The organism is Agrobacterium albertimagni AOL15, from assembly GCF_000300855.1.
GTDB lineage: Bacteria > Pseudomonadota > Alphaproteobacteria > Rhizobiales > Rhizobiaceae > Allorhizobium > Allorhizobium albertimagni.
On the sequence record NZ_ALJF01000004.1, the window covers coordinates 200158 to 224535 of the forward strand.

General features: G+C 60.1%; 30 protein-coding genes and 1 tRNA gene. 16 read left to right on the forward strand and 15 right to left on the reverse strand.

From position 1 onward, the window contains the following. The first annotated feature begins 39 nt into the window (after positions 1 to 39). From QWE_RS05750 to QWE_RS05770, 5 genes are all read left to right on the forward strand, one after another. Positions 40 to 1254 (forward strand): tyrosine-type recombinase/integrase, encoded by a 1215-nt coding sequence (locus QWE_RS05750; RefSeq protein ID WP_006725151.1) that lies wholly within the window; start codon positions 40 to 42, stop codon positions 1252 to 1254. A 563-nt stretch (positions 1255 to 1817) separates the two neighbouring features. Then, on the forward strand, positions 1818 to 2333 hold the full coding sequence (locus QWE_RS05760; protein ID WP_006725153.1) for a hypothetical protein: 516 nt from the start codon (positions 1818 to 1820) through the stop codon (positions 2331 to 2333). Next, complete coding sequence (locus QWE_RS25215; RefSeq protein ID WP_157790676.1) at positions 2305 to 2733, forward strand: hypothetical protein; 429 nt, start codon at positions 2305 to 2307, stop codon at positions 2731 to 2733. Before QWE_RS05760 ends, QWE_RS25215 begins: the two co-directional genes overlap by 29 nt. Further along, positions 2730 to 3128 (forward strand): hypothetical protein, encoded by a 399-nt coding sequence (locus QWE_RS05765; protein WP_006725154.1) that lies wholly within the window; start codon positions 2730 to 2732, stop codon positions 3126 to 3128. The genes QWE_RS25215 and QWE_RS05765 overlap by 4 nt, the downstream gene beginning before the upstream one ends. 136 nt (positions 3129 to 3264) lie before the next feature. Beyond that, on the forward strand, positions 3265 to 3519 hold the full coding sequence (locus QWE_RS05770; protein ID WP_006725155.1) for a hypothetical protein: 255 nt from the start codon (positions 3265 to 3267) through the stop codon (positions 3517 to 3519). A gap of 77 nt (positions 3520 to 3596) precedes the next feature. On the opposite strand, the gene QWE_RS05775 is transcribed toward QWE_RS05770, so the two are convergent. Both QWE_RS05775 and QWE_RS05780 read right to left on the reverse strand, forming a co-directional pair. After that, positions 3597 to 4163 (reverse strand): DUF4376 domain-containing protein, encoded by a 567-nt coding sequence (locus tag QWE_RS05775; RefSeq protein ID WP_006725156.1) that lies wholly within the window; start codon positions 4161 to 4163, stop codon positions 3597 to 3599. Between the two features lies 1 nt (position 4164). Continuing rightward, on the reverse strand, positions 4165 to 5091 hold the full coding sequence (locus QWE_RS05780; RefSeq protein WP_006725157.1) for a hypothetical protein: 927 nt from the start codon (positions 5089 to 5091) through the stop codon (positions 4165 to 4167). A 390-nt stretch (positions 5092 to 5481) separates the two neighbouring features. Between QWE_RS05780 and QWE_RS05785 the strand changes: the two genes are divergently transcribed. The 7 genes from QWE_RS05785 (at position 5482) to QWE_RS24330 (ending at position 9995) form a co-directional block, all read left to right on the forward strand. Beyond that, positions 5482 to 5814 (forward strand): hypothetical protein, encoded by a 333-nt coding sequence (locus QWE_RS05785; RefSeq protein ID WP_006725158.1) that lies wholly within the window; start codon positions 5482 to 5484, stop codon positions 5812 to 5814. A 32-nt stretch (positions 5815 to 5846) separates the two neighbouring features. Beyond that, positions 5847 to 6554: a hypothetical protein gene (locus QWE_RS05790; protein ID WP_006725159.1), complete on the forward strand. Its 708-nt coding sequence runs from the start codon at positions 5847 to 5849 to the stop codon at positions 6552 to 6554. A gap of 79 nt (positions 6555 to 6633) precedes the next feature. Further along, positions 6634 to 7359, forward strand: a complete 726-nt coding sequence (locus QWE_RS05795) for an SOS response-associated peptidase (protein WP_006725160.1) — start codon at positions 6634 to 6636, stop codon at positions 7357 to 7359. Between the two features lie 105 nt (positions 7360 to 7464). After that, the gene (locus tag QWE_RS05800; RefSeq protein WP_006725161.1) at positions 7465 to 7830 is read left to right on the forward strand and encodes a thermonuclease family protein; all 366 of its coding nucleotides are present in this window, start codon (positions 7465 to 7467) and stop codon (positions 7828 to 7830) included. A 68-nt stretch (positions 7831 to 7898) separates the two neighbouring features. Continuing rightward, a complete protein-coding gene (locus QWE_RS05805; protein ID WP_100220852.1) occupies positions 7899 to 8489 on the forward strand; it encodes a hypothetical protein in 591 nt (196 codons plus the stop codon). A gap of 346 nt (positions 8490 to 8835) precedes the next feature. Beyond that, positions 8836 to 9027 carry a hypothetical protein gene (locus tag QWE_RS05810; protein WP_006725163.1) on the forward strand — a complete coding sequence of 64 codons (192 nt, stop codon included), beginning with the start codon at positions 8836 to 8838 and terminating at the stop codon, positions 9025 to 9027. Positions 9028 to 9098: 71 nt separating this feature from the next. Next, positions 9099 to 9995 (forward strand): hypothetical protein, encoded by an 897-nt coding sequence (locus QWE_RS24330; protein WP_006725164.1) that lies wholly within the window; start codon positions 9099 to 9101, stop codon positions 9993 to 9995. Between the two features lie 103 nt (positions 9996 to 10098). Here QWE_RS24330 and QWE_RS25220 read toward each other — a convergent pair whose 3' ends face one another. The 5 genes from QWE_RS25220 to QWE_RS05835 all read right to left on the reverse strand — a co-directional run bounded on the left by QWE_RS25220 (position 10099) and on the right by QWE_RS05835 (position 14176). Continuing rightward, complete coding sequence (locus tag QWE_RS25220) at positions 10099 to 10239, reverse strand: hypothetical protein (RefSeq protein WP_157790677.1); 141 nt, start codon at positions 10237 to 10239, stop codon at positions 10099 to 10101. A 125-nt stretch (positions 10240 to 10364) separates the two neighbouring features. Continuing rightward, on the reverse strand, positions 10365 to 11894 hold the full coding sequence (locus QWE_RS05820) for a hypothetical protein (protein ID WP_006725165.1): 1530 nt from the start codon (positions 11892 to 11894) through the stop codon (positions 10365 to 10367). Next, positions 11891 to 13231, reverse strand: coding sequence for a hypothetical protein (locus QWE_RS05825; protein ID WP_006725166.1), 1341 nt, complete (start codon positions 13229 to 13231; stop codon positions 11891 to 11893). Before QWE_RS05825 ends, QWE_RS05820 begins: the two co-directional genes overlap by 4 nt. Positions 13232 to 13241: 10 nt before the next feature. Continuing rightward, positions 13242 to 13679 carry a hypothetical protein gene (locus QWE_RS05830; RefSeq protein ID WP_006725167.1) on the reverse strand — a complete coding sequence of 146 codons (438 nt, stop codon included), beginning with the start codon at positions 13677 to 13679 and terminating at the stop codon, positions 13242 to 13244. Further along, positions 13676 to 14176 carry a hypothetical protein gene (locus QWE_RS05835; protein WP_006725168.1) on the reverse strand — a complete coding sequence of 167 codons (501 nt, stop codon included), beginning with the start codon at positions 14174 to 14176 and terminating at the stop codon, positions 13676 to 13678. The genes QWE_RS05830 and QWE_RS05835 overlap by 4 nt, the downstream gene beginning before the upstream one ends. A gap of 561 nt (positions 14177 to 14737) precedes the next feature. Here QWE_RS05835 and QWE_RS05840 point away from each other — a divergent pair. Continuing rightward, on the forward strand, positions 14738 to 15412 hold the full coding sequence (locus QWE_RS05840; protein ID WP_006725169.1) for a recombinase family protein: 675 nt from the start codon (positions 14738 to 14740) through the stop codon (positions 15410 to 15412). A 158-nt stretch (positions 15413 to 15570) separates the two neighbouring features. On the opposite strand, the gene QWE_RS05845 is transcribed toward QWE_RS05840, so the two are convergent. From QWE_RS05845 to QWE_RS05880, 8 genes are all read right to left on the reverse strand, one after another. Next, a complete protein-coding gene (locus QWE_RS05845; RefSeq protein ID WP_006725170.1) occupies positions 15571 to 15924 on the reverse strand; it encodes a hypothetical protein in 354 nt (117 codons plus the stop codon). 149 nt (positions 15925 to 16073) lie between these two features. Continuing rightward, complete coding sequence (locus QWE_RS05850) at positions 16074 to 16391, reverse strand: hypothetical protein (RefSeq protein WP_157790678.1); 318 nt, start codon at positions 16389 to 16391, stop codon at positions 16074 to 16076. Then, the gene (locus QWE_RS05855; RefSeq protein WP_006725172.1) at positions 16388 to 16984 is read right to left on the reverse strand and encodes a hypothetical protein; all 597 of its coding nucleotides are present in this window, start codon (positions 16982 to 16984) and stop codon (positions 16388 to 16390) included. The genes QWE_RS05850 and QWE_RS05855 overlap by 4 nt, the downstream gene beginning before the upstream one ends. 375 nt (positions 16985 to 17359) lie before the next feature. Next, positions 17360 to 20032 carry an AAA family ATPase gene (locus tag QWE_RS24335; protein ID WP_052018078.1) on the reverse strand — a complete coding sequence of 891 codons (2673 nt, stop codon included), beginning with the start codon at positions 20030 to 20032 and terminating at the stop codon, positions 17360 to 17362. A gap of 62 nt (positions 20033 to 20094) precedes the next feature. Next, positions 20095 to 20367 carry a hypothetical protein gene (locus QWE_RS05865; RefSeq protein ID WP_006725174.1) on the reverse strand — a complete coding sequence of 91 codons (273 nt, stop codon included), beginning with the start codon at positions 20365 to 20367 and terminating at the stop codon, positions 20095 to 20097. Positions 20368 to 20377: 10 nt separating this feature from the next. Further along, positions 20378 to 21007: a hypothetical protein gene (locus tag QWE_RS05870; RefSeq protein WP_006725175.1), complete on the reverse strand. Its 630-nt coding sequence runs from the start codon at positions 21005 to 21007 to the stop codon at positions 20378 to 20380. Continuing rightward, complete coding sequence (locus QWE_RS05875; protein ID WP_006725176.1) at positions 21004 to 21279, reverse strand: helix-turn-helix transcriptional regulator; 276 nt, start codon at positions 21277 to 21279, stop codon at positions 21004 to 21006. The genes QWE_RS05870 and QWE_RS05875 overlap by 4 nt, the downstream gene beginning before the upstream one ends. A 405-nt stretch (positions 21280 to 21684) precedes the next feature. After that, positions 21685 to 21774 (reverse strand) — tRNA-Ser (locus tag QWE_RS05880). Between the two features lie 171 nt (positions 21775 to 21945). Between QWE_RS05880 and QWE_RS05885 the strand changes: the two genes are divergently transcribed. The 3 genes from QWE_RS05885 to QWE_RS05895 all read left to right on the forward strand — a co-directional run bounded on the left by QWE_RS05885 (position 21946) and on the right by QWE_RS05895 (position 24348). Next, positions 21946 to 22266, forward strand: coding sequence for a hypothetical protein (locus tag QWE_RS05885; protein ID WP_006725177.1), 321 nt, complete (start codon positions 21946 to 21948; stop codon positions 22264 to 22266). A 174-nt stretch (positions 22267 to 22440) separates the two neighbouring features. Next, the gene (gene msrA, locus QWE_RS05890; RefSeq protein ID WP_006725178.1) at positions 22441 to 23100 is read left to right on the forward strand and encodes a peptide-methionine (S)-S-oxide reductase MsrA; all 660 of its coding nucleotides are present in this window, start codon (positions 22441 to 22443) and stop codon (positions 23098 to 23100) included. Positions 23101 to 23355: 255 nt separating this feature from the next. After that, the gene (locus QWE_RS05895; protein WP_006725179.1) at positions 23356 to 24348 is read left to right on the forward strand and encodes a BMP family lipoprotein; all 993 of its coding nucleotides are present in this window, start codon (positions 23356 to 23358) and stop codon (positions 24346 to 24348) included. Positions 24349 to 24378 lie beyond the last annotated feature (30 nt).

Consider the following 24378-nt stretch of genomic DNA (forward strand, 5'->3'; position numbering starts at 1 on the left):
GAATTGCAGTCATCTGTTAGGGTAACTGTTGGGGTAGATATGGCTCTCGCACTGAACAAACTCAGCGCCCGCGGCGTGACTGCGATCACCAAGCCGGGCCGGCACGGCGACGGCGGCGGGCTTTACCTGGTTGTCGACAAGAGCGGCGCGAAGCGTTGGGTCTTCCTGTACCGGCGGGATGGGACACTGCGCGAGATGGGTCTGGGCGGCCTGAAGGCCGTCACGCTTGCTCGGGCTCGGGAACTTGCCAGCGAGGCGCGGGCGAACCTTCAGGCCGGCGTTGATCCGATCGCAGCAAAAAACACAGTTCCAGTTGCCGTTCCCACGTTCGGCGAGGAAGCGGACGATTTCATCGACGCCATGGGGCCGCAGTTCAGGAATGCGAAGCACCTCGACCAATGGAAGATGACACTGAAGGTCTACGCCGAGCCGCTGCGGTCGAAACGGGTAGACGAGATCTCGACGGTTGACGTGCTGGAGGTGCTGAAGCCGATCTGGCTCACGAAGCCAGAGACGGCCGCCCGACTGCGCGGGCGCATTGAACGGGTATTGGATGCGGCCAAGGCGAAGGGCCACCGCTCCGAACCGAACCCGGCCCTCTGGCGCGGGCATCTGGCGAACCTGCTCCCGAAGCGCAAGAAGCTGTCACGCGGCCACCATGCCGCAATGCCGTATGAAGACGTTCCGGCGTTCATTGCTGATCTGCGGGAGCGCGAAGCGATGGCAGCGAGAGCCCTCGAATTCACGATCCTGACGGCGGCGCGAACCGGCGAGACATTCGGCGCAACGTGGCGAGAGATCGACCTCAAGGCAGCGTTGTGGACCATTCCCGCCGCGCGGATGAAGGCCGGGCGGGAGCATCGCGTTCCGCTGACGCCTCGGGCTGTCGAGATCCTGACGGAACTCGCCAATCTAGGCGCCGAGCCTGACGCCTATGTGTTCCCAGGCCAGAAGGAAGGGCGCCCGCTGTCAATTATGGCCATGGACATGATCCTGCGCCGGATGAAGGTCGATGTCACTGTGCACGGCTTCCGTTCGTCTTTCCGCGATTGGAGCGGCAACGAAACGGCGTTTCCTAGGGACGTTGCAGAAGCTGCGCTGGCTCATGTCGTCGGCGATCAGACCGAACGGGCCTATAGGCGCAGTGACGCGCTGGAGAAGCGGCGCAAGCTCATGGCGGCTTGGGCCAACTTCTGCGAGCCGAAGAAGTCCGGCAACGTGGTTGATATGAAGCGGGCAAAACAGGCTTCGTGAATGGAGCCACTTGCGCCCCGGAGCTTGTCGAGCGATAGAAAGCCCGGCGGCGACATCAACGAATAACCGGGCCATATGCGGCGGCCCATGAGTGACCGCCCATGCATGCTTTCAAGGGAGCCCGGACCCTGTCCGAGTTCGCCGGCCGCAAGATCCACGTCGAGTGCCTGAAATGCGAGATCCGGCGCCGCTACGATGGTGACGCGATGATTGCGCGTGTCGGACGTGACGCGGTGATGCCGGATCTGCTTAACCGAATCGCCCGCGGCAACGGCTGTACGTTAAACGATGCGCCGACGCCAAACGGGATCAGGTGCGCTATGCACTATTGTAGTCAAGCTGCAAACCTCGCTTCCTCTGCTTAAGGGCCCTGCTTCGTTGCGCCGAGTCGCGCGCTCCGGGAGCGCGAAAGCATGCGGATCTCACGTCTCGGTTGACAGATAAGGCTTAAGTTGAAAAACCTTGTGGTGATATAACCTCCTGGCCAGAGCACACTCTCTTTGAAGCTGGGTGACAAAATCTTAATCTAGCTTCCGGTTGTTAACCCAGGGTTATTGACTTATATGTCAATCCAGTCAGAGATTGAGCAACACTGCAAAGCAGGGAGCCTGAAGCTGCACGTCCCGGAAAGACGGTCTTTCGTAGTTGAGAGACATGTTTTCCTAGGTGGCGAAGCGAGGAGCTTCATAGATTGGGATGGCACCGTTGACGTTAAGTTCGACACAGTATCGGCACGCGCTGGCTCAGTGTTGGATCGCTTCTGCAACGGGAGTTATGTCACCGTTGGTATGGATCCGCACAACAAGAAGAGCACGAGCCTTATCGCGAGAGTTGATCCGGTGGGCGACGGCATCGTTGATTTTCGCATCACGGACCCCAACCCGGCGGTTAGAATTTTTGGCTCGTTCGCTGCGGTCGACGTCATCGTGCTCTTAACGTGGTCTCCTAGGCAAGACTGTGATTTCAAGGCTGAAGTAACTAGGTGCAGGAAAGTGTGGGATGCACTTTTTCCGAAACACCTACCGATCGTATCTGAGAAGATTGAATCCTATGTCTCAAAACACTTCGATGCTGGCTAGACCTGAAGGCGATAGCGAAATCTCGCGTCGGGCAATTGCCTACGCGAGCGAATCCGCGCGGCAAGAACTATACGACCTCGTCGTGCGGAACTGCGTCGAGTCGGGTGTTACCAAAGCGACGCTTGCAAAACGACTGAACAAGGATCCTGCTCAAGTCAGTAGGCTGCTTGGTGCTCCGGGAAACTGGACCATCGATACCGTCGCTGAGCTTCTTTTCGCCATAGACGGAAGCTTGCTGAAAGCTGGCTCTTTCGTTGCCGCTGAGGAAGCCGTAGCCAATATGCGTGGCGCTTCATGTTTTGTTGAGCGACCAGAGCACGTAAATGTCACCTATGTGAACAGAAAAGAGCTTGTTCGCAAAGCAACGCGTTCAGCAGTGTCCCGGGTAAATTGGCGATGAAAATCCAAGCGCTATTCTGTGACGACGTTCGGCGCGATGAAACCGGAACCTTCATTGTAATCGGTGTATATCCGGGCGTGATTTACGTCGATCCTGATCCTTCCAGTAAGAATATAAGTAATTTCGTACTCATCACAGAACTGGAGCCAGGCGAGCACGAGGCCCGGCTCATGATGACCTTTCATCCCGATGATGGAAGCGACCCGCAAGTACTTGGTGACGATATTCTTTCGCTTCAGGGAGGGGATGACGCCGCACTTGTTCTCAGTCCGAGCGGTTTGCAACTGCAAGTCAAGGGCCCAGGCTTTTTGACCCTGAGACTCGGAATGGACGGCTCAGAGCCCTCAGAGATCTGCTCTCTGAAAGTACTGGTTCACATAGAAGAACCGAGGTGAGTTGAGACCCCCTCAGGGCACACGCAGACTTTGACCATAGGGCGCGGTCCGGTCGATTGTGAACACCCTTAAATCCAAGGGTTGCGCGTGAGTTTCGCGGCGTCACAATGGTAGGCTTGTGCTAGGGAGTGCTGCCGTGAAACAGATGAACCCTGACGATATCCCCGCCTTCATCGATGAAGTTATGGCAACCGGCTGCCGTCCGATTGCAGTGGCCAACGGCTGGATTGTCGGTGACGCAGATCTGCCCGAGCCGGCGTGCTCAAATGTTCAGCCCGTCTTGCGTCAGATCCGAATGAAGTACGGCGAGCGCGACCATCTCGTTGAAGAGATTGCTGCCCACCTCAGATCGATAGGGCAGTCATATTCAATGCCGTCCTCCACCCATTAAGCGAGTTCGCGAGCGGCGGTGACTACTCATTCTCATCTGACGTTTAAGAGCCCTCTGCAGTCAAGGAGCACGCTGACCTAAGGCCAGTAACTGTCCTCATCGTAGTTGGCCGGGATCGGGTCTACCGCCTTCAGCGCTCGCTTGGCCTCGTGCAGGACTTGCATGAAGGCTTTGCCGGCGTTGACCAGTTCGATCACCTGGACTGGCGTCAGATAATGGTCGCCGTTGTCGCGATCGGTGAGGAATAAAACGGGCGCGGCGACCCCAGCCTCCTGGAGATCGCGCGCCGTGTCTTTGAGGGCAAGCAGCACCGTCTGGGTTCGGAGAGATCCTTCGAGCGGCAAACTCCCGTAGCCCGCCAGGTCGAATACCTTCCCGCGGATTGCGCGACGATCATGTTCGGCGTCCACGTCCGCTCCCGTGATCGGTTGGGGCTCCGGTGTTGGTGTGCGGTCCACCCACTCGCCGTTTTCCCAAACGTGGTGCTCAGAAGGCTGAGCCGGGCGGATGGCAAAGCCGCCGTCGATCGTGACTTCCAGTCCATCGAGCATGCCGGCAAGGGCGGCCTCGTATTGCTTCTGGCTGATCCTGGTGCCGCCTTCGATGAAGCTCTGGCTGATCGTGCCGTTATTTGCGTAGGGCATCCTATTTGATCCTCATGTAATAGCTGACGCCGATGTTCTTGGGGCGTGTCTCTGTCCCGACGCGCGCACCGAACGTCTGCGAGATCCCAAGAAAGGGTACGCCTGTGTTCTCGGCGTTGCCGCGCGAGAGGGTCGTCGTAGCGCTCCCGCTGGCGATGGCTGCTTCGACGCGGTGATTGTGATCCTGCAACTGATCGTTCTCGGTAGCGCCGGGCGTGCCAGCTCGAAGAAAGCGGCGTTCCGTGTTGATGAGATTGATCGTCTGCCCGAGCATCGGGCTGCCGGTCAGGGCGATGCTGGCCGTCGCTACGACCAGGGGCGCGGAGCCGCTGACACTCTCAGAAGCGAGGCATCCTTGATTGTACCCGCCCGAGCCGGTCAGTCCGGCTGTGAGCTTCACGAAGCGAAAGCGAGCGTCGTTGGTGGGAGGAATAGCGGCGCCGGTCTTTGTATCGTCCACCTCGTAGAGACTACCAACGCCGCAAGCGAACCAAGGCGCGTTTGCGATCAGGTCAGCGAGCGCATCCTGAAGGCCCGCAATCGTGGAGATCGCCTGTGTTCCGGTGTGGTTCTGGCGAGCGAAAGCATCGGCCTCGATGGACTGCGGGTCGTAGACCGAGATGAGCATGTCACCGCCGCCAGGCAGGTAGCCCCAGGCGCTGTCGCCTTCTGCGGATGATGCCTTGATAGGAACCTGACCAGCGCTCCCGCCTGTCGGGAGAACGCGTGTCGCCAGCGGCGGGATGTCTTCGGCGAGCTCTGCGACCGTGACGATTGCAGCGATGTTGAGCGCGACTGTCGAGAGATAGGTAGTGGACCCGAGAATGGCCTTCACCGCAGGCGATAGGCTGTCGACCGTGACGATCCCATTCTTCAGTGCGCCGTCGTCCCGCCGGACGTCCTTGAGCGCATCGATGGTGCCATTCACGGACCGCTCAACGCTATTAAGCTCGTTATTGACCTGGAGGCCTGGGACACCGGGAGCAAAGTTGTAGGCCCGCTCGTAATAGATTGGCGAAGGCATAAGTCGCACCACATGAACAACTTCGCGAAGCTCGCGTCTTAAGGCGAGGGAATGGCGAAGGAGTTGAACTCTGCTTCATAGAAGCGGTGGTGCGGACTGCTCGACTTTCCGCTGTTTACCAGCACGAAAATCTTACGTGAATTACGCCGAATAGACAAGGAGATCAGCCATCTGCTGCCCGCAGTTTCTGAAACCGTTCCTCAGCCTAAGGTATGTGTGGGAAAGCAAGACAACTCTTTCTTTCTGAGCTTCGCGCGGATAGCTTGCTGCCTGGAAACCATGCTGGGGAGCACCATGAAGAAATACGTCGTCGCTGCGGCAACACTTGCCGCTCTCTCATCCTGCGCCAAGCGACCGGACGCAATTGTGCCAGTCGATATCCCGATGGCCGTGTATCAGGGCCAGAGCTGCCAGCAGCTTGGGAATGAGCTCATCAAAGAACAACAGAACCTCGCGGCGGTGTCGAAGGCCCAAAATGAAGCGGCCACCGGCGACGCAGTCGGCGTGTTCCTGATCGGCGTACCAATGTCCTCGGCAGTCGGCGGTGACAAGGAAGGCCAGGTCGCGGTGGCAAAGGGCAAGGTCCAGGCGATCGAGAACACCTTGAAGAGCAAGGGTTGCCAATAAGACAGTGACGGCTGGCGAAGGGAAGGCGGCAAGTGGCCAACAAAGTTCCAGACTTTCCTAAGGATGATGATAGGAGCCTTGCCTACCACGTTGCTCAAACGACCCTGGGAGCTGCCGACGTAGCGCTTCCTGGCGCTGGCTATGCTCTTCAGCAGATGGTCTCACACTTCATCGGAGAACCCCTGCAAAAGCGGCGGGAGCAGTGGTTCGAGGAGGTTGGCCGGGGCTTGCTTGAGCTGCAAGAGAGGTTCGAAGAATTCGACCCGTCGACGCTGTCAGACAATGAAGACTTCGTGAGCGCTGTCTATGAAGCGTCTCACTTGGCTTTGAAGTCCGGGAAGGAATACAAGCGCAAAGCGCTTCTGAATGCGGTGCTAAACATCGCTCTCGGTCAGACGGTCGAGGAAACTCTTCGCGGGCGCTTTATGGGACTGCTTGATGTCCTTTCGAAGCCTCATCTGAGGGTTTTGTCCGTCTTGGCGGCTCCAGCCGACTACCCGCAATGCGTCGAGATGTCCGGCCGTATGAGTATGGGCGCCCAAGAGCACATCATCCGTGCAGAAATCAGTACTGAAGAGATCCCCAACGACCTATTTGAAATCGTGTTGAGCGACTTGGGCAGAGAAGGGTTGTTCGACGGCAACTTGAAGGGGATGGGCTCTAGCGGGACCTTCTTGGTCAAGCGGACAACTACCGCAGGGGATCACTTCCTTGCGTTCATCAGTTCGCCATTGGATTGAAAACGATATGCCAACGCTTTGGCTAGGCGTCTGCGTTGTCGCTGCCCCGCAAAGTTTCGGCTATTGAGGAAGGCCCAATATGTGCAACCTCTACAACATCACCACCAACCAGGAGGCAATCCGGGCCTTCACCAAGGCGATCGACCGCCTGGGCAATCTGGAGCCTTCACTGAACGTCTACCCGGATCAGATGGCGCCGATCGTCCGCAACAACGGCGGCGAGCGAGAAGCGGTGATGGTGCGCTGGGGTATGCCGTCTTCGCAGAAGGCACTCTTTGACGCTGCCTCCAAGCGAGCCGACAAGCTGCGGGAGAAGGGCAAGCCGGTCGATTTTGATCATCTGCTGAAGCATGAGCCTGACCGCGGCACCACCAACATTCGCAACACGAACAGTTCCCATTGGAAACGGTGGCTGAGCGTAGAGAACCGCTGCGTTGTGCCGATTACGCGATTTGCCGAGCCCGATCCTGCTTCGAAGCCGGAAGGTGGCGCGACCCCGAACGCCTGGTTTGCCGGCGACGAGAGCGAGCCGCTGATGTTTTTCGCGGGGATCTGGGTTTCGCAGTGGGAGAGCGTGAGGAAGGTGAAGGACGGGCTGACACGCGACGACCTGTTTGGGTTCCTGACGACGGAGCCCAACGGCGTGGTCGGGCCGATCCATCCCAAGGCTATGCCCGTCATCCTGCGTGAGAGCGCCGACGTCGAGATGTGGCTGTCGGCGCCCTGGAGCGAGGCAAAGGCGTTGCAACGACCACTCCCTGACGACCAACTGATCCAACTCGATCAGCGGAAGCTCGAGCCTTGAAAGACTGGCTACTGATCGCGCTGCTCGCAATGCTCATCCTGTCCGCTATTGCATCCACAGCCGCGACGATAGCGAAGCTGTTGGGGTGGGCGTAACGGAGAAGAAATGATCTCAGCACTGATAATCTGCGCGGCGCTTTCAGTCGTCGATGGCGATACCCTCAAATGCGACGGCCAAAACATGCGTCTCTTGGGCGAAGGCGTAGTGAATGTTCGCGGCGTCGACACACCCGAGATGGGCAGCTACGCGAAGTGCGACAAAGAGCGGAAAATGGCGCAGCTTGCTAAGTTTCGGCTCTCAGAGATGATCAAGGGCAAAACCCTACGGATCGAAGCCAAAGGCAAGGATCGTTACGGTCGTCCGCTGGTAAATGTCTATCTCCCGAATGGCCGAGAGATCGGAAAAGAGCTTATCCGCGAAGGTTTCGCCAGAGAGTGGCGAAAGGGGAAGAAGATCAATTGGTGCAACTAGCGGACCGGCCCACTCGACTTGGGCGCGCAATCATGCGGTAATGCCGCCTCTACTTGGGTGAGGGTATCATGAAGCGTTTTCCAATTGTCAGCGTTGCCGTCCTGCTTGCTGCCACTCCGGCGTTTCCAACGGATGCTATACCGTGGAAAGAGGTTGGCGGTTGGGTTGTGATGATGGATCCCACTCTGGGGAATGCTTGTTACGTCAGTACAATCTATGAAGATGGGACGGTGCTTCGCCTCGGTTTCAATTTCACCGGGTCTCAGGGCGCCATTTACATTGCCCTGGGGAACCAGAACTGGAAGTCACTTGAGCCGGGCAAGGATTATCCAGTCGTCATAACGTTTGATCGAGAGACGCCGTGGAATGCTGTTGCGAGCGGCATGGAGTTTAGCAACATAAACTGGCTGACAGTCCATACGACGGATATGGATTTCGCTGCCGAGTTCGCGCGCAAACACACCATGAATGCGACGTTTCAAGGCCGGTCTATTGCGACGCTCCAACTGAGAGGTTCTGCGCGAGCTGTGAGTGAGATGCTGAATTGCCAAGATGCAGTGAAAGCTTATTCATCCACGCAGCAGCCAGCGCCGCAACCTGCGGATCCATTTGCCGTAACACCAGACGTGAAGAGCGCGACCGATCCTTTTGCTTTGTGAGTTTGCATCCGTGCATTACATCCCGACCTCTAGCGAGAAATCTTGCGCTCGAAGAAGTCTTCCCATGAGCCGGCGCCCTGCGGCGGCCGGGGTACGCGCTCGCCCGCCTCGTTGGGCTGGGACGCGCCAGCGTTCAGCCACTCAAGAGCGGCCTGCACGTCGGAGTTTTCAGCCAATGCGTTGCTGACCATCTCGATGAGCAGCTAGTCTTGCTGCCGGCCTGAGTCGAAGTCAAATGCGCTGAGAACTGATACTGATCGGCGCGGTGTTTTTAGTGATCGTGGCCTCGATAGCAGGGCAGGCGATGCAGATTCGGTAGGCGCTGCAATGAGTGAAGGATGTGGCGATGCAAGATGCGATCAGGGTGGGCGACGTGGTGCGCACCAGACACATTAGGTCGCCGGCGATGCTGGTGATCAAGCTGCATATCCAAAACGATGACAGCGACGTGGCCGAACTGCTGTGGTTCGACGCGAACATGAACGCTAGGCAGCTCGCCCTTGATACGTCGCTGCTCGAACATGTGCCGCAGCAATGACGCGCTATCTTTCGCTGAAATTTTGCCTAGTGCCAAGCTAAGAAGTCTAAATACGCATACGGAGCGATCGCATGAGCGGCGGCGGGAACGACGAAAAGGATGGCGCGCCAGCGACGCCCGAACAGCGGCCGGCAATCATTTTTTGGGCGTGTATGGGCAGCGCCGGCTGGCTACTGGTGACCGGCCTGTTCGTTTATCTCTCGCCGCTTCCAAGTGATTGCGCAGGTCCAATCCGGTGCATGACCCTCAACGAGTGGGGGGATTTCGTCGCAGGTGTGTCAGCGCCCCTCGCATTCCTCTGGCTTGTTGTCGCAGTCTTCATCCAATCAAAGGAGCTCTCAGAGCAAAGGGCTGAGCTGAGGCTCACTAGGCGGGAGTTCGAGCTCAATCGGGACGTAATGAAAGCCCAGGCTGAGGATGCCAAACAGCAAGCGGCCTATATTGGGCAGCAAACGGCACTGATGACCAAGGGGGCGACAGAAAGTGAAAGGAAGCAGAAAGAACAAGTCCTTGAAACGACGCTGGAAGAACTAGGCTCGACGATCCGCCAACACCTTCACATGCAGCCCGTCATTTTGGGCTCAGGGAAAAACAACTCATTCCAACCGGCTGTATTCCAGACCAGAAGCCAAGACAACGAGGACTTCATCCTACGATTTGCCGATTTTCTCAACGGTATCAGTTCTACCGGAGTCAAGCCGCCACACTTCGTGAATCCTCGTCACAAGGTGGAAATGATGAAGGCTTATCTGCTCGCGGAAGAAGCTAGGCGTCTTGCTGCAGATCTAAAGGGACATTCCCAAAGCAGAATCGACCGGCTGCGAGTGCCCGAGATAGTCAGCATCTTCCACAGCGTCTTTTTGGACATGCACGTAGACGTCAGCTCCGCCGGAGAAGCAGTTGCCTCGGCAGAGTTCAAAGCCCCCTGGGCGCCGGGCTTGGCCGACGATACGGATGCAAACATATAACCAGCGTGGGACGTCAGAACGCCGCGCCTTCATGCTCTATCTTTGGGCGACTGAACGGCATCGAATGACGGCTGCATTGTTGCCTCTCATGAGGCCGACAGGATCAGCTCAGCAAAGCGGCGAGCTTCTCAGCCATCGCAATGAGACCCATGATGCCGAGCACGCCGACAACCAAACTCGCTACCACATCGCAAGCGGAATATATCCGCTCGCCGGTAAGCTGCCTGTCTTGTTCCTGCGGCATGAATTCATCCCTTCCTACGGGTCTCGACCTTACTTCGAAGGCGGGCACGCAGCAATAGATTTGCGCCGTGAGCTATCACTAGAGATAGAAGAGCAAAGGCCGGCTAAGCTCAACGGAATTGAAGCTCACCGGCTCCCGACGTACTGAGATCCGGCAGCAGCCGATTTGACGAAGGCGTTACGGTTAGCATCGATCGCGGACTGAACGGCATTCGGGCGGGCTTGCGTAGCGGCTTTGCTGCCGCCGGCCATAATAATATCGACCAGCTCCCGAACGTAGCCGTCCTGCATCCGCTCGGCCCCCTTGCGAGCCACGTAGCCAACAGCCGGGGCAGCGACCGCGCCGACGGGGCCGCCGACTTGGTAGCCAACGCCGCTGGATAGAGCGCCGCTTACAATACCTGTAGGCGAGAGCTTGCCGACGAGCCGGAGAGCGTTCTGATCGGGGGTGCCGGTGATGGCCTGCATCAACGCCGCTTGCTCATCAGCCGTAAAGCCGCGCGTGGCTGACTTGGAATTGCGCAGGCTCTTCATCGCCTGGTGAGAAGCGTTCTCGCGGTTCGCGCCGGATCCGGCAGCGGCCGCATTCAATTCGCCGCGGGCTGCGGCCTCGGTGACGACATTCGCCTTCGACATGCGGGACCAGAGATCGCGCGCCGTCTTCAGGGCTTCGGCTCCGGCCGTCGCGTCACCGCTCAAGACTTCGCCGGCCTGCGTGTTGCCCACAAGGTCATCGATGCGGTTCACGATCGCAGAAACGGCCGCGTTGTTGCTCTTGTTGCCCGGAATGTATCCGCCGCTCGCGACCTTTCGCAAAGTGTCGAGCCCCTTCAACGTCACGTTCTGGCCTTGGAGATCCTGGAGGCGGCGAAGGACGGCAGCGGCTCCAGGCTGCAATGCCGGATCGAAGCCGGTATCTGTGAGCGTTTGAACGATCTCGGTTTGCAGGCGGTTTGTCGCCTGGGGCGTGAAGATCACGCCGGCGTTGTCGGCAGCATCGTAAGCCTGCCGGGCTGCCGTCGATAGCTCGTCCAAGGTGGGGATTTTCGGCTTTGCATTGAACGCCCCGGCGACCTTGCGAGCACCCGTCGCGAGAGCTTCGCCGGCTGCGTTGCCCGCGCCGCCGAAAATCGCACCCATCAATGCCCCTTGGCCGATGTCCTGGTCATGCCCGGAAGCATTCAGCGCGCCATAGCCTGAACCCTCGACTGCGGCGAGCCCGGAGCGGGCCACGGTGCCGGTTACGCCTGGAACGGCTGCTGCGATGCGGGGCAAGGATGCGCCGGCGCTCGCGGCCATGACCGGCGTTGCAATCGCCCCTCCGATCTCTGCAACGGTCGTTGCGGGTCCGCCCCGCATTTGAGCCTCGGCGCTCTTCTGCCGTTCTTCCTCGGTGCTGGTGCCATTCATGTAAGCAGCGAGCTTGTCAGCATAACCAAAGGTCGCGCCATTCGCGATCGATCGAGCCACATCGTCGGCTGCAACGGCCGCTTTCTGATACCAAGGCCTCGCGTCGAACTCGGCCTGAACGTTCTCAGCGGTGCGCGGCTGCGGCGCGGTCTCCAGCGTGAAGCCATCGGGCAGCGGCGGGAGTTGCTGCGGCTGCGGACTGGCTTCAAGCTGAAAGCCGGCGGGAAGGGGCGGCAGGTTGCTCATTGTGCGGGCTCCCATGCTCCATTGCGAAGAACCAGGCGCTGGCCTGTCTGCGGGTTCGTGGCGTAGACCGGCGCGGCGGCTTCAGCCGGTGCGGCCGGAGCGGTCTGCTCGGTCGGCATCACCGATGCGCTCAGATCGACGCCAGCACGCTCGGCGTTGATGATAGCGTCAGGCGGTAGACCAAGGCGGATAGCTGCCAAGGCGCGGGCGCGCGATGCTTTCTTCTGGTCGAGCAATTCGGGGCTGTCGAACGGCTGCGGGAGATAGACGCGGCCGTATTCCGATTGCTCTTCCTTGGTGATGGCGGCGCCCGTGTCTTTGCGCAGGATCGCCTGAAGAAACTCAAGGCCGGCCTGCTCGGCAAGCTGATATTCCTTGCTCTTGATCGCGTTGCCGCCGGCCTGTTCTGTGGCGCTGCCGATGCGGCCGGTGATCTGCGTCAGTGCTTCGCCGTACTGGTCGAGCTTCGGGATCGCACCGGATGCGCGCGTGAAATAGACGCTATCCTTCGACTGCCCCTCGGTGAGCGCCTTGCCGCCTTGCTGGACCACGGTGCCATCTGGCAGAGTTACCGACATGCCGGGAGCCTGTTCCTTCGGCGCGGGGCTCGCACCCTGTCGCACGGCGGCACCGGGCGACATGTAGACGGGCCTTCCATCCGGGCCGACTGCCTGAACCGGCGCGCGCTCGCCCATGATGGTATCGACCAGCATTTCGTCAGTAAGCTGCCCGTTGTCGAGCAGCCGCGCCCGCTGCTGCGCGTCCCATTCGGCGGCCGTCAGTGGCTTCAGGGCGCCAGCGGCGGGACCGATGCCGGGCATCTCCAGAAGCCCCATCACGTCTTGAGCGACTTCGTGGCGGATCTGACCAGGGTCGAGCGGGCCGAGCAGCGTTGTGATCGCCTTCGTCTGATTGTCCCGGAGATTGTTGCCGCCGCTTACGGCGGCTTCGCTGTCCACCTTGTAGCGGGCGTTCACGTCGGGGATGCCGAGCCGCTGTGTTGCTGCGGCCTCGATCATTTCACGCTCAGAGAGCACGCGGGCATTGTCGCGAACGTTGTTTTCCGTTGCTGCCTGATAGCCGCGATCGACGTTGTAGGTGAAGCCCTCCGGCGTCTGGCCATAGCCCTGAACGCCCGTCAGAGAAGACCGCTTCGAAGCGGTCGGATCTTCTGGATTGTCGAAGAGCCAGGCCAACTGGTTCATCTTGGCCCGGCGTTCATCTGCCAGGGCGTAGTTCGCCACGTCGGCGGCTTCCGGTGGCTGGAAGAGGCCGGCAAGGTTTGCGGCCGCAGTTCCGAACGCCTCGTTGTTGAAATAGCGGTTCGACTTGATCATGGCGGGATCCTCAGTGAATGGCCGGGCGGTCTTCGTAGACCGCTGAAAGCGTGGTTTTGGCGATGACAAAGGCGAGATCTGCTTGCGGGCCGGTGGCGATTGCGTTGCGCAGGTAAACGCCCCTCAGATCGGCCTCTAACATGGCGACCGCTGCCAAGAGCCAAGGGCGCCGCGCTTCATCTGCCGTCGTCAGAGCCGCGTTTGCGCAGCCCAAGCAAAAGAAGATCTCTTCAGGGGTGAGGCGGCCGGCTGTCAGCTCGGTCACGCGCGGCGCAACAGCAAAGAGCCGCTGCGAAGCCTCGGCGATCAAGCCGGCGTCGAGCGAGCCAAAGCCCACGGCGTGCACCAGGTGATGCAGGGCGTGGGCGCAAGGGATAAGCACCGATCCGGCCAGTGCCGTGTCGAGATGCTTGATTGTCTCGGAGAGGTGAGCGTTTCCGTCGGTCATGAGAACATCCCGTAGGTTGGTTCAGTTGACGTCTCAAGCAGCGCGTCAATCGTGCCGTGTTGGCGATCGTACCGACGGTTCGCCATGTCCTGCCGATGTTCGGCAATGCGCGCATGATGGATCAGGATTTTGACGCGGGTTCGATCGTCTTCAGAACACGGCAGGCTGACGTCCTCGCGGTCGAACGCCTGGACCAGACGTGCTGCCGCGAGAAAACCGTCGCCAAGATGCTCGCGGTCGATCTTTCCCATGCGCTCAGTATCGGTGCCCCAACGCAAAGCGTGTGCGAGCGCATCGAAGCAGCTGGCGAACAATTCATTCGTGAAGCGGGTGTCGGGCAGCTCCCAGCGCTCCCGCCTGGGGTCGGCGAAGTGCAGAATATCGCCAAGCGCCATCTGGATTTCGAAAACCCAATTCGAATGACCGCCCGCGCGCCGCAGATGTGTTGCCGCTGCCTTGGCCCTTTCGTTGGCCGCTGCCGTTGCGATGCCGTCCATGGATCTGCCCACTGTGCTGTTGTCGTTGCGACAATGTGGGCCGGATTGCCGAGCCGATATATACCCGGCGGAAGGGCGCTTTTCGGCGAGAAATTTGGAGAGTAGCGGGCATATGGTCATAGCGGCATCGCATGTCACGAACGGTCGCGCCGCTTTGAAGCTGGCGAGGTTGTTCGATTGACGAGAGAGCCCGGAGGCCCGGCGATGCGGTTGCCTGAAGCCGCTGTTTACTGACAGACCGAATATAGCACGGTGGGACTGTGGAGGCCAGCACGGCGGCAGCGGGTGGCGGGGTGGAAAGTTCCAGCAAACCGCGAATTTCTCCGGAGGTCGTATGTGCCTTTCCGGGCCGCGTTTTGAGTAACGGGCAGGGGGTCGGGTCGGGGGTAGCCGGGTGCGGGTCCGATCCGGTGCCGGTGCTGCTGCGGTGCCTCGACCCTTCGCGCTCGATGACCGCGCCGCCTGAAAGAAGGGCCGTTGACAGGGCCGCAGATGGTGTTACATTAATGGCAACGAACGTAGACGAAAACGTAACACACTTGGACAAGGGCAGGAACGGCAATGGCAAACGGCAAGTTCATCGCTTACTATCGCGTCTCGACCGCTCGCCAGGGTGCCAGCGGCCTCGGCCTCGAAGCGCAGCAAGAAGCCGTCCGCTCCTACCTGAACGGCGGCAACTGGTCCCTGGTCGCTGAGGTGACAGAAGTCGAGAGCGGCAAGCGCAACGATCGCCCGAAGCTCGCCGAAGCGCTCCGGCTCTGCAAACTGCACGGCGCGACACTGATCATCGCCAAGCTCGACCGTCTCGCCCGTAACGTTGCGTTCATCTCGAACCTGATGGAAAGCGGCGTAGACTTTACCGCTGTTGACTTCCCGAAGGCCAACCGCCTGACGGTCCACATTCTCGCAGCTGTGGCCGAGCATGAGCGCGAAATGATCTCGCAGCGCACGAAGGCCGCTCTTCAGGCCGCAAAGGCGCGCGGCAAGCGTCTCGGCGGCGACCGTGGCAACTTCGCCGACGTTCGGGCGCTCGGTCCTGCTGTGAGCGTTGCAGCCCGCAGCAAGAAGGCCGATGACCGCGCCGCGCTGGTCGCGCCGATCATCCAAGAGCTACAGGCCTCCGGCGCATCGCTGCGCACCGTGGCGGCGGAACTGAATGCTCGCGGCATCTCGACGCCTCGCGGCGGCGAGTGGAGTGCTGTGCAGGTCAAGCGGGTTGCCGAGCGCGCTGCCTGATCTGAGAGCCCAACAGCCCCGAAACGATAACGCCCCGGCTCATGACCGGGGCGAACTGTTTGCATGACTGCGTGGTGCGATCAGGCGGAGTGCGAGAGCAGAGACGACAAAACCCCGGCTCAACGTAGCCGGGGCTTTCGCTTGTGGCGATGGGTGGATCAAGCGCCGATAGACGACAGGCTTGCGTTGTGTGCGTCGCAGATGGCCTGTGCCTTTTGAGCAATCACCAAGGGCACGAGACCATCGATCAGGACGCGTCCAGTATCGTTTGCGATTTCGGCGGGTTCAAGATCGTCAAGCCCGAACATATCGAGGTGACTGCCGGCGTGGACGCAAAACGAGTTAACCTCAAGCGCCACGTCCAAAGGAACGAGGCCATCAATATAGAACCGGCCGTCCGGATCCTGTGGCGTCCCTCTCATGATGGGATCGTCCCAGCATACGATTTCTAGTTTCGCCATACGATCTGCGGGGACGTTCAGATGTTGGCGATGGTTTGAACCTCTTGCCATGCGAAAGCACTCCTTTTCTCGATTTTTGCACTGAGAAAAGGATAGTATAAAAGACTACCAAGTCAATGTTTTTATTTGTCTTTTAGGTTTTGCTTTGTCGCGTTACAGACGAGACGGAAGATACCGTTCGAAGATGTCGAAACGCGAGTTCAGCCGAACACATCGTCTTGGTTCCCGCCGTCCAATGCCTTCAGAGCGGCCTGTTTCTCGGTTTCGATCCGATTGGTGAAGTCGCGCAGTTCCTGCATCGACATTTGGCTTAGATCCTTATCGGGCTCGGCGTTCTTCTGGTCGAAGAAGCCGCCGGCTCGCAGAATGCTGGTGCCTGCGGTGCTCTTGGCCGGTGCCGGTGCCTTGGGATCGCGACACACGGCCACCAGGGCCTCAACGGCCGCAATCACGCCTTCGGTCTGGAGCAAGTGCTTTGCCCGCTCCATTGCTTCTCTACGTTCGCTTGCTGCGCTCACCCGAATACTCCTTGATCTTGATTGGCCTGCTCTGCGAGCCGACGGTAATGGTCCCTTGCTTCCTCCAGTGCCGCCGCCTGCCGCTGCAATTCCGCAAGCTCGGCTGATGCCGGCTTGTCGTCGGGCTTCTCCAGACTGGCGCGGATCTCGGCGGCTCGCTTGCGATCGTCCCGCCGCCTTGCGCGTTCCGCTGCCGGTCCTGGCGCATGGGTCTTGGCCCGCTGGTCGTAGCGCTGCCGCTCTTCCGGGCTCATGGCTGCCAGCCTCTTCGCCTTCGCCTTCCGATCCCGCTCAATCCTTTTCAACTTCGCCTGCAACTTGGCTTCAGCATCCGGGGCTTTCCCGTTGGGCCACTGCGTCAGGTTCCACTGATCACCTTTAGGGGTGGCGCCACCATGAACCCGGCAGCGATCGTGACCGGCCAAGGCCAGGTTCTGGCAGGGGCGGTGATCCTCGGTCGATTTCGTGCGAGCGCCGCAGAGCTTTCGAAAGGGTCGGACTTCTTGATTGTATCGCGTCAGGGCCTCGGCGCCGGCCTTTGGCAGTCCGAACTTATCCCATGCCTGCTGTCGTTCGGAGCGCTTCCTAGACATGCCTCACCCCCGTAGCGGAATAGTGCGCCCATGAGGTCTTCCAATTTGAGCGCTCAAGGCCAGGGGCGTCCCAATCGCTCCGACCGCGACCGTAGACATATTGTCCGACCTCGCGACCCCAAAAGCCCAAGGGGTGGAGGCGGCAGCGCGGCTGGCGCGCAGCGCAGCCTCTCCCCCGTAGGGGTGCAATTTTGCGCAAACAATTCTGCGCACCTGAGAACCCCTGAGAAACAAGGACTTTTGCGCAATTCTGCGCAATTTCGCGCACTCCAATTCCGCGCAAAGCTCTGCGCAATGATTTCAATGACTTAGAGGGATCTGCGCAAGATTGCGCGCAGAGTTTTGCGCAAGATCTGCGCACCTTGTTCACCCGTCTCATTCGAATACTCCAGCATCTGGCGAAGCCTTCGCGGACACTTTGTCTGGAATGACGATGTAGCCGAACTGCCTCTGACGTTGATCATTCCTGCCGATGGCGTCGAACCGGATCGCCCCGCGCGCCTCCAGCCGATGCAGCGCACTGGTGATGTCGTCCACCGAGAACGCTGCCAGGATGTCGGAGGCTCGCCGTTCAAGCACCCTCGGGGCGAAGTGGACGCTACGGGGCTTGTCCGACATCGGGACGCCGGGCATTTCGAGCAGGGCCGAAACAACCGCACTTTCTGCGGCGTCGTTCAGGCTCGGAATAGCACCGGATGCGCTTGCATCACGCAGGACCGCAGGAGCGCTGCCGGCGAGCACGTCGAACGCGCCGCGGTTCCAGCGCAGCTTGAGCCCGGCGCCCTTCGCCCCATAGTTCAGCTTCATGTTCGTGAGCTGCCGGATATCGCCGCTCTTGGCCTTGCCCGGATACTGGAGATAGAGGCGGGAGCGGGAGGCATTATTCCAGCCCGTCGAACCGGAGGTGCCGTCGCCCGAACTCTTGCCGGCAGCGGACGGGTGGCCGAGCGCGATGACAGAGCCGCCAATCGAACGGCCCAAGCCGCCAAGGAAGCGCTTCACGAAGTCGTTGACCAAGACGCGGTCAATCTCGGAACCTGCGTAGATATCGGCGATTGTATCGAGGATCAGCACATCAGCATCGAAGGCAATCGCATCCTCGCGGATCTGGTGCCAGAATGCCGTCTTGGCGAGCGTCTGGCTTTTCCGGTCAAAGGTCGCAATAAAGTTGTCCTGAAAGTTCCTCGACACCAGGCGCAAGTTGCCGAGCTCGGAGAGGCTGACGCCGAGCGAACGGTTGATATCGATCTGGCGACGGTGGAGCTCGGCCGCGCTGTCTTCGCAGAATACGCACATCACGCGCGCCGGGCGAGTGATCTGACCTAGCCAGCTTCGGCCCGTTGCCGCTGCCGTCGCGTACTGGTGCGCCAGCAGCGTTTTGCCTATGCCGCCATCTCCATAGAGCAAGGTGACTTCGCCACGCGGTATCCAGCCCTCAACCTCCCATTCACGGGCAAGCGGCTCGATGCCCTGCCAATCACGGCTAGGGTCGATCCATCCCAACGGCGGCAGTTCTGCCGCTGCCTTGGGCGCGCGCTCGACGGCCTGGGGCTCTGCCTGGAAGCCCTCGGCAATCAGTTCCTCGACCTTGGCAACGGATAAGCCCCTGTCGCTCAGAGTAGCCCAACGATCGACCAGGCTCGTGAACGTCGCCGGATTGGAGATCCGCAGAGATGCCAGCAGCCCGCCATTGTCGCGGATGTCGTCAGCGTCCCACGATCCCGGCTCCCGCTTGCCGAAGCCTTGCCAATCGACAAACTCAAAGACGCGGGCAATCTCCAGATCGGCGGCGTTGTAGCCCATGGCCTGCGCAACGGTGAGAGACGCGCTTTTCCAATCGGCCGAGCCCGCATAGGTCGGGAAGTTGTCAGAGCCGAGCCGGCGGCAGAGCCATGTGACGGCCTGCGCTGGAGTTGGGCGCCGGGCGCTGTCGTCCGCGACCTCGTAAACCTCGCCATCTCCGGGCCGATATTCCGGGGCGCCGCCGAAGTGAATTTCGCCCTCGTCATCGATCTCGCCAAACTCGCAAATGAGGCTCACCGGGTTATGCGCCCGGCGCGTTCCCCAATCGTAGATGCCATCAGGGTAGATCGTGAGATCTTCCTCAAGCTCGCGGTCCAGGTGATCGGCGCCGATCCGCAATTCGCCTTCGTCGTTGCCGACGTTCAGGCCGAGCCCAAGCACATCAGGCAGCCAATCCCTTTTGCGCTCCAGCGCTGCGCGCGTGATCGGGTCGCGCACCTTTGCCGAGACGGTGCCGGGCTTGCGGGAGGGCTTCACGTTGACGGCATAGCCGAGAGCTTCGGCCTTTTCCCTGATGCGCGCGAAGATGACCGAAACGCCCTGTTCATCGACCAAGGGGAGATGGGACAGATTGTGTTCGGTGAGCGTGTTCATCTGCGGAACGCCGCTTTCGTGCATGCCGCTCACAACGACTTGCTGGCCCGTCGCCAGGAACTCTAGCTGATGCCGATGGCCGGCGGCCTCGAAGGTCATCACCTCCTTGAAAAGTTCATCCTCGGTTCGGGCGAAATAGACGGCGCTGGTCGAGTTGGATCGCTCACGGCGCGGCATACCCTTCGCCGACAAGCCAAAGCGCTCGGCCAAGACGTTGCGGATCTCGGCGGCAAGCCGGCGAGCCTGCACATCGTGGGGCGCCATTGACGACGGGTCCACCTTGATATCGCTATCGAAGGCGACAAGGCCAAAACCGGTCCGAACGCCAATCCCGGTTCCCGCCGGCAAGGTCTTCCACGTTCCGAGACCGATCGGCGGGGCCTTCGTCCAGTTCCAGGCGTTGCGCCAGTTGGTCCCGTTCCACTCGCCCGGAACCTTGCCGTTCGCGGGGCGAGATTGCCCGCTGACATAGGAGCCGCAGGGAATGAGCGGCAGCATCAGCTTGCCGTAGCCGCGGGCGTCGAGCGCTCTGGCGCGTTGATGCACCGGAAGCAACTCCGGCGCGGGCGAATGCTGCGCTTTGCCTTCCTGTTCGGCCTGGTCAGCAGTTGAAAGCGAATTGTTTTCGGCGGTCTTAGATGCTAAAGTCACAGCTGTATCCAATGCATTGTAGACCGGTTCTTCGCTTGCCCGCGAAGGCCGGTCGTTTCGTTTCAGGGATCGTTGTTGACGGCGAGATAGATCGTGCTCGTCTTCACGCGGACGGGCGAAGCTGTCGCCTCGACCCCGTCGATGAACTTCACAAGGCTCGCCACGGTGACGACGACGGGGCCGCCGGCCTGAAGCTGCCGCCCGACTAGGCGGCCTTCGCCGATGCGGTTCCGCACCCAATCGGGCGACCGCGCCATGATCTGAGCGACCTCGCGGACGCTGACGAATGCGCGATCGCGCCAAGGGATGTAGATTTCGGCTGCTGACTTGGTCATCTCTTTCTCCTTATTTCGGAGAAGGCAGACTGCGCGGAGTGGCCGCGCCAATAAACGAGATATGCCGAGAGGATTTCCGGCGAGCCGCCTCGGCAGCCTGTTCGGTTTCCAGGTCCGCAGCGATAACCCGCAATTCCTCGGCAACGACGAAAAGCGTGTCCCAAAGGAAGCGGCGAAGCTTCGGGCAGCCACCACGCGCGCGCACCGCTGCGGAGGCTTTGCGCAGCCAGGCTTTCAGGTTCTTCTCTACCCGATCCTTCGTCGCCGGCTCGCCAAGGAACTGAGCCGCCTGCTTGGCCGCTGCCGAGTGGGACTTTCCTTCGGTGGTGAAGAGAGAGAATGCGGCCGCATAGATGATGCGCGTGTTGTAATCGACTTGCGGCCTGCCGCGCTGCGGTTTGCCTTCGCCCTCCAGCAACGGCACCCAAACCGGCGCGATCTCTCCGCAGGCTTGATCAATCGCATACTTGACCAGCGACGGATCGCCGATCAGCTTGACGCCCCGATGCTTCAGGTACTCGGCCGCGATGGCGCGAAGAACGTCTGCCCGGATGTCGTCCCATATGTGTTGCTCATGCGGGGGGAGATTGTCGAAGCGCTCTTTGGCGCGCTTGAATACGGTATTGGCGGCGGCGGTCATGCTGGCACCGCCTTTGCGCCACGCTCGCGCAGTGCGCCGGCGGGGATCGCTTCGAGCGAAGCGAGATATTCGATCACCGAGCTTGTCTTGATCCCGGTACGGCCGCCGATCTTCACGAAGACCAACTGCCCGGCAGCTTGCATCCGGTAGAGATTGCTTCGACTCACTCCGCCCAAGAGGGCAGCGGCATCATTGAGCCGGAGAATTGGGCGGTCCTGCCACGGGATGTCAGAACCGGCCTTGATTGCACGCGTGTTTGCTGTCGTCGTCATCTGGACGCCTCGCGAATAGCGGGCTCCAGGCCCGCGCTATTTTTTAGGAAGTGTTTCCATCGCGGTTCTTTCAGGTCATCCGGTTCTACAAATCATATGCGACGTTGGGGCAATATTACTCAATATGGCACAGACGAGCAACGGCAAATTTCACGCTAAGCCATTCAAAACGTAAGACATTTTAAGCTCCAGCGGTCATAACCCACGGGCCTGATTGAGATAATTCGTACTCGTTGCGGTTGGAAAAAATCTGCATCTTTTCCCTCACGCGCCCGGAGCGACTGGCTCGGTGAAACCGGGATCAAACACGGCGAACCGGGCGATCCTAACGCTGCGCACGAGTTAGGGTAAGCGTTGGGGCGAAGCCTCAAAGCGCCCAAATTTATCAATAATTTCAATGCGGAGTGGCGGACAGGGTGGGATTCGAACCCACGGTACGCTTTCACGCACACACGCGTTCCAGGCGTGCGCCTTAAACCACTCGGCCACCTGTCCAGGGGGAACGCGGGGAAAACCACCGCGGTTGGTCGGGCGCGATATATACCGAGGAATTTCGGCGGATCAACCGAAATCTATCAGAATTTTGACATCGGCCGACAATTCCCTATCTATAGGCTCAGTGCGGCGGGCCCTAAAGGCCGTGCCGGGCTTCAGCCGGAGACATTGGTGGTGCGCTTCCTGTTCAGGGTCTTGAGTTTGCTTGCGCTTTGCGTCGGCGTCGTGTTCGGCGTGATCGATGCCATTGCTTCGGTGTCCGCATCGCAGGTCATCATGACGCCGATTTCGGAGGCCTGGATCGAGACGCATCCAGGCTCGCTGATGACACTCGAAGAGCTTGTTGTCGGGCGTCTCGGAGCCGGTGCTTGGCTTGCGCTTCGCGATGTCGTCCTGCCGCAGCCGGCATTTGCCGCCATGCTGGTGCTGTCACTCGCCTTCTGGATGATCGGTTACAAGAGGCCCTCGCCCGCCGGGCGATTTGCAGCTTGAACCGGGTCTTCGGGGCGCCAAAGGCTCGATAGTGCCCGGCAGATTGTAAGTTTTGGTGCGTGCCGACGACCAATGATCCAAGACCGCAGCCGTTTTGTGCGGCGCGCGGGGATCTGCCGGAAAGGCAGAGTAAAATGCAAAACAGGCCGGGAAACGGCCTCAGGAGGTTTCAAGATGTTCCTGATCGACATGTTCAACAAGAAGACCGTGATGCCGACGGCAGAAAACGCCCTGCCTGGCCGGGCTGAGCCGATCCCGACCGCATCGACGCATTTCATCTCGGGCCTGCCGCTGAAGGGTCCGGTGCCTGAGGGGATGAAGACCGCCTATCTCGGCATGGGCTGCTTCTGGGGCGCCGAGCGCCTGCTCTGGCAGACGCCTGGGGTTTATCTCACCGTGTCCGGCTATCAGGGCGGCATCACACCCAACCCGACCTACCAGGAAACCGTGACCGGCCTGACCGGCCATACCGAAGTGGTGAAGGTGGTCTACGACCCCTCGAAGATCACGCTGGAAGGACTGCTGAAAATCTTCTTCGAGGCGCATGATCCGACACAGGGGATGCGCCAGGGCAATGACATCGGCACCACCTATCGCTCCGCGATCTATGTCGAGGACGACGAGGACATGGCCCTTGCGATCGCCGTGCGTGACCGCTTCCAGGACGCGCTGGTGAAAGCCGGGCGCAACAGCCGGGTGACAACGGAGATCGCCCATGCCGGACCGTTCTACTACGCCGAGGACTATCACCAGCAATATCTGGCGAAGAACCCGAATGGCTATTGCGGTCTGCGCGGTACCGGCGTCTCCTGCCCTATCACGCCCGCAGCGTAAGGGCAATTGCCCAAAGGTGCAGCACAAATCCCATTGATCTGACTGATTTTTCAGCGTCCTGCGCTGAAAAATCAGCAGGCTTGTGAATCTTTACCAGATGAAAAAAATCTGGTGAATTTTGAAGCGAGCCATGCAAGGATGAAAGCCAGCCAGGACCTCCGGAACAGGGGGCGGCGGTTCCGCAGACATGTCTTTCTCGTGAGAAAGGCTTGCGGGAGGACCCAACAAGATCAATAGCAACAACAGGGCTGCACCATGAAGAAAACCCTCCTCAGTCTCTTTGCCTTGGCCGCGATGTCGGCGACCGCGCTTGCGGCCGACATCAAGCCGGCGCTGGTCTACGGCACGGGCGGCAAGTTCGACAAATCCTTCAACGAGGCTGCTTACGGTGGCGCCGAGAAGTTCAAGTCCGAAACCGGTATCGACTACCGCGACTTCGAGCCGACCAGCGACACGCAGGGTGAACAGGCAATCCGCAACTTCGCCTCGCGCGGCTTCAACCCGGTCGTCGCCGTTTCCTTCGCCTGGACCTCGGCCATCGAAAAGGTCGCCGCTGAATTCCCGGATACCCAGTTCGTGATCGTCGATTCCGTCGTCGACAAGCCGAATGTCCGTTCGGTTGTCTACAAGGAAGAGGAAGGTTCTTACCTGGTCGGCCTGCTGGCCGGCATGGCTTCCACCACCGGCAAGGTCGGCTTCGTCGGCGGCATGGACATTCCGCTCATCCGCAAGTTCGCCTGCGGCTACGAGCAGGGCGCACGCGCTGCCAAGGCCGACATCCAGGTCTTCCAGAACATGACCGGCACCACGGGCGCTGCCTGGAACGACCCGGTTCGCGGCGGTGAACTCACCAAGAACCAGATCGACCAGGGTGCGGATGTCGTTTACGCGGCAGCCGGCGCGACCGGTCTCGGCGTGCTGCAGACCGCAGCCGACAACGGCAAGCTTTCGATCGGCGTCGATTCCAACCAGAACCACCTGCATCCGGGTTCGGTTCTGACATCGATGGTCAAGCGCGTCGACCTCGCCGTCTACAACGCCTATGCCGATGCCAAGGACGACAAGTTCACGCCTGGCCTGCAGGTTCTCGGCGTCGCACAGGAGGGTGTCGCCTACGCCCTCGACGACAACAACGCCAAGCTGATCACCGAAGAAATGAAGGCCGCCGTCGAGAAGGCTAAGGCCGACATCGCCGCCGGTACCGTCAAGGTCCACGACTACATGTCGGACAATTCCTGCCCGAAGTGATCTAGAATCCGGGCGCAGGACGGCTCCATT

Bases quoted from the DNA above. Each gene is read 5' to 3' on its own strand.
- QWE_RS05750 (WP_006725151.1), top strand. From the start codon at position 40: ATGGCTCTCGCACTGAACAAACTCAGCGCCCGCGGCGTGACTGCGATC.
- QWE_RS05760 (WP_006725153.1), top strand. From the start codon at position 1,818: ATGTCAATCCAGTCAGAGATTGAGCAACACTGCAAAGCAGGGAGCCTG.
- QWE_RS25215 (WP_157790676.1), top strand. From the start codon at position 2,305: ATGTCTCAAAACACTTCGATGCTGGCTAGACCTGAAGGCGATAGCGAA.
- QWE_RS05765 (WP_006725154.1), top strand. From the start codon at position 2,730: ATGAAAATCCAAGCGCTATTCTGTGACGACGTTCGGCGCGATGAAACC.
- QWE_RS05775 (WP_006725156.1), bottom strand. From the start codon at position 4,163: ATGCCCTACGCAAATAACGGCACGATCAGCCAGAGCTTCATCGAAGGC.
- QWE_RS05785 (WP_006725158.1), top strand. From the start codon at position 5,482: ATGAAGAAATACGTCGTCGCTGCGGCAACACTTGCCGCTCTCTCATCC.
- QWE_RS05795 (WP_006725160.1), top strand. From the start codon at position 6,634: ATGTGCAACCTCTACAACATCACCACCAACCAGGAGGCAATCCGGGCC.
- QWE_RS05800 (WP_006725161.1), top strand. From the start codon at position 7,465: ATGATCTCAGCACTGATAATCTGCGCGGCGCTTTCAGTCGTCGATGGC.
- QWE_RS05805 (WP_100220852.1), top strand. From the start codon at position 7,899: ATGAAGCGTTTTCCAATTGTCAGCGTTGCCGTCCTGCTTGCTGCCACT.
- QWE_RS05810 (WP_006725163.1), top strand. From the start codon at position 8,836: ATGCAAGATGCGATCAGGGTGGGCGACGTGGTGCGCACCAGACACATT.
- QWE_RS24330 (WP_006725164.1), top strand. From the start codon at position 9,099: ATGAGCGGCGGCGGGAACGACGAAAAGGATGGCGCGCCAGCGACGCCC.
- QWE_RS25220 (WP_157790677.1), bottom strand. From the start codon at position 10,239: ATGCCGCAGGAACAAGACAGGCAGCTTACCGGCGAGCGGATATATTCC.
- QWE_RS05820 (WP_006725165.1), bottom strand. From the start codon at position 11,894: ATGAGCAACCTGCCGCCCCTTCCCGCCGGCTTTCAGCTTGAAGCCAGT.
- QWE_RS05825 (WP_006725166.1), bottom strand. From the start codon at position 13,231: ATGATCAAGTCGAACCGCTATTTCAACAACGAGGCGTTCGGAACTGCG.
- QWE_RS05830 (WP_006725167.1), bottom strand. From the start codon at position 13,679: ATGACCGACGGAAACGCTCACCTCTCCGAGACAATCAAGCATCTCGAC.
- QWE_RS05835 (WP_006725168.1), bottom strand. From the start codon at position 14,176: ATGGACGGCATCGCAACGGCAGCGGCCAACGAAAGGGCCAAGGCAGCG.
- QWE_RS05840 (WP_006725169.1), top strand. From the start codon at position 14,738: ATGGCAAACGGCAAGTTCATCGCTTACTATCGCGTCTCGACCGCTCGC.
- QWE_RS05845 (WP_006725170.1), bottom strand. From the start codon at position 15,924: ATGGCAAGAGGTTCAAACCATCGCCAACATCTGAACGTCCCCGCAGAT.
- QWE_RS05855 (WP_006725172.1), bottom strand. From the start codon at position 16,984: ATGTCTAGGAAGCGCTCCGAACGACAGCAGGCATGGGATAAGTTCGGA.
- QWE_RS05865 (WP_006725174.1), bottom strand. From the start codon at position 20,367: ATGACCAAGTCAGCAGCCGAAATCTACATCCCTTGGCGCGATCGCGCA.
- QWE_RS05870 (WP_006725175.1), bottom strand. From the start codon at position 21,007: ATGACCGCCGCCGCCAATACCGTATTCAAGCGCGCCAAAGAGCGCTTC.
- QWE_RS05875 (WP_006725176.1), bottom strand. From the start codon at position 21,279: ATGACGACGACAGCAAACACGCGTGCAATCAAGGCCGGTTCTGACATC.
- msrA (WP_006725178.1), top strand. From the start codon at position 22,441: ATGTTCCTGATCGACATGTTCAACAAGAAGACCGTGATGCCGACGGCA.
- QWE_RS05895 (WP_006725179.1), top strand. From the start codon at position 23,356: ATGAAGAAAACCCTCCTCAGTCTCTTTGCCTTGGCCGCGATGTCGGCG.